The following is a 4,401-nucleotide window of genomic DNA, read 5'->3' on the forward strand; positions in this document are numbered from 1 at the left end:
AATAACCATAATTATGGATATGTCTATGTATACGTTTATGGATACGGTTATGGGATTTATGTAAATACCTATCATGAGCGAGACAAAGAGTCCTTATTTAAAAAGATTAAAAAATTCCTAAAACGACTCTAAAAAGTAGATTAAAGTTTTGATATCTCAGGCACAACTCAAAAGAAAGCGCGCATTCGATGTAGTTCTAGTTTTGATTCTTTTGCCCTTTGTCGGAGTTCCTATTTTTATTTTAGTGGGAATAGCGACTATTGATACAAAAAAGTATGGTGTGTTCTCTCAATTACGTGTTGGACAACATGGTAAATTGTTCAAAATTTATAAAATAAGAACTTTAAAAGAAGAGGAGCATAAATTGGGTCATTTAGAAAAAAGTGCAACAGCTTTAGGAAAATACCTAAGAAGGACTAGATTGGATGAGTTACCACAGCTTTTTAACGTCTTAGTTGGTGATATGAGTTTTGTAGGTCCAAGGCCTGATATCCAGGGTTTTGCTGACGAATTACAAGGGGAAGATAGGATTATTTTAAAAGTAAAACCAGGGATTACAGGTGAGGCTACTTTAAAATATAAAAACGAAGAGCGTGTATTAGAACGACAAAAAGACCCTGATCATTACAATAGAACGATTATTTGGGTAGATAAAGTGAAAATCAATAAAAACTATGTTATGAATTACAGTTTTTATTTAGATTTGAAACTCATTTTTAAATCTACTATAAACAAATGACACATTCTGAAGATAAAATTGCAATCATAGGTTTAGGTTATGTTGGTTTGCCCCTTGCTGTAGAATTTGCCAAGCAATTTTTTGTTGTTGGTTTCGATATCAATAAACAGCGTATTCATGAATTAAATTCTGGAGTTGATAAAACACTAGAGGTTGATAATGACAATCTTAAATCTGTTTTAACGACCGACCTAAAAGCTGATAAAGGATTATACATTACTGACGATGTAGAAGCCCTTGCATTAGCAAATATATACATTGTAACGGTTCCTACACCAACAGATGAACTTAAGCGACCAGTGTTTACACCTCTTATTAAAGCGAGTGAATCGGTAGGTAAAGTATTAAGGGCTAATGATATTGTTGTTTACGAATCAACGGTTTATCCTGGTGCTACTGAGGATATTTGCGTTCCTGTTTTAGAAAAAGTATCAGGTTTAAAGTTTAACCAAGATTTTTATGCTGGGTATTCACCAGAACGTATCAATCCAGGTGACAAGAAGCATACTGTTACTAAAATATTAAAGGTAACTTCAGGTTCTACACCTGAAATCGCAGAAAAAATTGACCAACTTTATAAGAAAGTTATAACGGCAGGTACACATTTAGCTCCTACTATAAAAGTCGCAGAGGCAGCAAAGGTAATTGAAAACTCTCAACGCGATATTAATATTGCCTTTGTTAATGAATTATCTAAAATCTTTAGATTATTAGATATCGATACCAAAGCTGTTTTGGAGGCAGCTGGAACCAAGTGGAATTTTTTAAAATTCTCTCCAGGTTTAGTTGGTGGTCATTGTATAGGCGTAGATCCTTATTATTTAGCGCAAAAAGCAATAGAGTCTGGATATAATCCTGAAATTATTTTAGCGGGTCGAAAAATGAACGACAGTATGGGTGCATACGTTGCAACCGAGACTGTTAAAATGATGATCAATAAAGGTGCAACAATTAAAGGCTCTAATGCTTTAGTATTAGGGATTACGTTTAAGGAAAACTGTCCTGATATTAGAAATTCAAGAGTTATTGATATTATTGAAGAATTACAATCTTACCATGTAAATGTAGACGTTTACGATCCATGGGCATCAACGGAAGAAGTCAAACATGAATATGGTTTAGATTTGTTATCATCTACGAGTGATTTAAGAACTAGTTATGATGCAATTATTCTGGCGGTATCTCATAAAGAATTCTTAGAAGTTTCTATTGACGATTTAAAAACTAATCAGACTGTTATTTTTGATGTTAAATCATTATTACCGCTTAATTCTGTAGACGCTCGCCTTTAAACTTAAAACCCCAAATCTAAATTATGTACACGAATCAATATCATACACAAGATTTATCTAATCTTAGTTTCTTAATAACTGGCGGTGCTGGTTTTATAGGATCTAATATTGTTGAATATTTATTAAAATATGGTGCCAAGAAGGTTAGAGTATTAGATAATTTTTCCAACGGTTATAAAGAAAATTTAACTGAGTTTATGGATAATCCTTTGTTTGAATTGGTTGAAGGAGATATTAGAGATCTTGATACCTGCAAGAAAGCTATGGTTGATATAGATTATGTGTCTCATCAAGCTGCTTTAGGTTCAGTGCCTAGGTCAATAAATGATCCGGCTACTTCAAATGAAGTCAATATATCCGGATTCCTTAATATGCTAATTGCTTTAAAGGAAAGTGAAACAGTAAAGCGAATGACCTATGCAGCCTCAAGTTCTACCTATGGAGATAGTAAATCATTACCAAAGGTTGAAGATACCATTGGGAAACCATTGTCGCCTTATGCTGTAACCAAGTATGTGAATGAGCTTTATGCTGATGTTTTTGGAAAAACTTATGGGACAGATGTTATAGGTTTACGTTATTTTAATGTGTTTGGCCCAAAACAAAGTCCAAATGGAGCGTATGCAGCGGTAATTCCATTATTTATGCAAGCTTTAAAGGATAATAAACCTTCAAAAATTAATGGTGATGGAGAACAAACAAGAGACTTTACATTTGTTGATAATGCAGTACAAGCCAATATAAGGGGCTTTTTTGCACCTAAAGAAGCTTCAAATGAAGTCTTTAATGTTGCATGTGGTGAACGAATAACCGTAAACTATTTATGGGATTCATTAAGAATTGCTGCAGAATCGAATTTAGATGCTATATATGGTCCTCCTAGAAAAGGTGATGTTAGAGATTCATTAGCAGATATATCTAAGGCAGAGAAGCTATTAAGTTATAAGCCTCAATATACTGTTCGTGAAGGGCTCAAAATTACTTGGGATTATTTTAGAAATTAGTTTTGATTTTTAGGTTCTGCGATTTTAAACTAAATACTCATTTAGTATATTAGCAGAAACTTAATTTAATTACTACTTGAGTATTGATCAAAAAGGACAATGGCTTTATATCATTTCTTCAAAAAAGAAGTTAATTGATCTTAACTTACAGGAAATTTGGCGCTACAGAGACTTACTGATTCTCTTTGTTAAGCGAGATATTGTTACATTATATAAGCAAACTGTATTGGGACCTTTATGGTATTTAATACAGCCAATTTTAACATCCGTAATTTTCACTATAATATTTAACGGAATAGCCAATATTAATGTTGGTGATGGTATCCATCCATTCTTATTTAATTTAGCAGGTATATCAATATGGAACTATTTTTCTGAATGCTTAAAAGCAACTTCCGATACTTTTAAAAAGAACGAGCAGATTTTTAATAAAGTCTATTTTCCTCGTGTTATCATGCCAATGTCTAAAGTTGTTTCTGGCTTGCTTAAATTTGGTATTCAGGGTTTAATTTTCTTAGGCTTTTATCTGTATTTCAGCTTTAGTAATTTATCTGGAGAACTTAATGGCAAAGCTTTGTTGTTTTTTCCAATATTGGTTGCTATTATGGGACTTTTGGGTTTAGCTTTTGGTATGGTAATTTCATCTATGACAACTAAATATAGAGATTTAACTTTTTTGGTTGGATTTGGTACACAGTTATTGATGTACCTTTCAGCAGTAGTGTACCCAACGGATATTGCAATTAGTAAATTATCTAATAACTTTCCAGGAGCAGCGAGAATTATTAATCCAGTTATAGAAAACAATCCATTGGCTAAGGTGGTAGAATCCTTTAGATATATGTTTTTCTCTCAAGGAAGTTTTTCAATTAAAAGCATAATGATAACTTTTGTTTTATCTGTAGTTCTATTTTTAATTGGGTTAATCATTTTTAATAAAACTGAAAAAAGTTTTGTAGATACGATATAAAGATATGACTAAAGTGATGCTAAAAGTTGAAGATGTTTCAAAGCAATACCGCTTAGGGGTAGTTGGGACAGGTACATTAAGTCATGACCTAAATCGCTGGTGGAGTAAAATTAGAGGGCAAGAAGATCCGTATTTAAAAATAGGTGAATCTAACGATAGAAGTATAAAAGGAAATAGTAGCTATGTTTGGGCACTAAAGAATATCAATTTTGAAGTTAGAGAAGGAGAGGTTTTAGGTATAATAGGCAAAAATGGGGCTGGGAAATCTACTTTATTAAAAATACTGTCTAGAGTGACATCGCCTACGACTGGTTTAATTAAATCCAAGGGGAGAATCGCTTCGCTTTTAGAAGTAGGTACAGGATTTCATCCCGAGCTTACAGGACGAGAAAATAT

Annotated in this window: 5 protein-coding genes; all 5 read left to right on the top strand. The window is 32.8% G+C overall.

Annotation, left to right across the window (positions count from 1 at the left end; all coding sequences use genetic code 11):
• The first annotated feature begins 148 nt into the window (after positions 1-148).
• The gene (locus tag HRU49_RS14080; protein WP_296358273.1) at positions 149-739 is read left to right on the top strand and encodes a sugar transferase; all 591 of its coding nucleotides are present in this window, start codon (positions 149-151) and stop codon (positions 737-739) included.
• A complete protein-coding gene (locus HRU49_RS14085) occupies positions 736-2,031 on the top strand; it encodes a nucleotide sugar dehydrogenase (protein ID WP_296358275.1) in 1,296 nt (431 codons plus the stop codon). Before HRU49_RS14080 ends, HRU49_RS14085 begins: the two co-directional genes overlap by 4 nt.
• A 23-nt stretch (positions 2,032-2,054) precedes the next feature.
• A complete protein-coding gene (locus HRU49_RS14090; RefSeq protein ID WP_296358277.1) occupies positions 2,055-3,035 on the top strand; it encodes an SDR family oxidoreductase in 981 nt (326 codons plus the stop codon).
• 76 nt (positions 3,036-3,111) lie between these two features.
• Entirely contained in the window at positions 3,112-4,005 is an 894-nt protein-coding gene (locus HRU49_RS14095; protein WP_296358278.1) for an ABC transporter permease, read from the top strand.
• Positions 4,006-4,009: 4 nt separating this feature from the next.
• Positions 4,010-4,401 (top strand): ATP-binding cassette domain-containing protein (locus tag HRU49_RS14100; RefSeq protein WP_296358281.1); only part of this gene is annotated, 392 nt, incomplete at its 3' end.

Source organism: Winogradskyella sp., from assembly GCF_013213975.1.
Lineage (GTDB): Bacteria > Bacteroidota > Bacteroidia > Flavobacteriales > Flavobacteriaceae > Winogradskyella.

What these genes read in the sequence shown, in the direction of transcription:
- HRU49_RS14085 (WP_296358275.1), top strand. Translation starts at nt 736, where the DNA reads ATGACACATTCTGAAGATAAAATTGCAATCATAGGTTTAGGTTATGTT.
- HRU49_RS14090 (WP_296358277.1), top strand. Translation starts at nt 2,055, where the DNA reads ATGTACACGAATCAATATCATACACAAGATTTATCTAATCTTAGTTTC.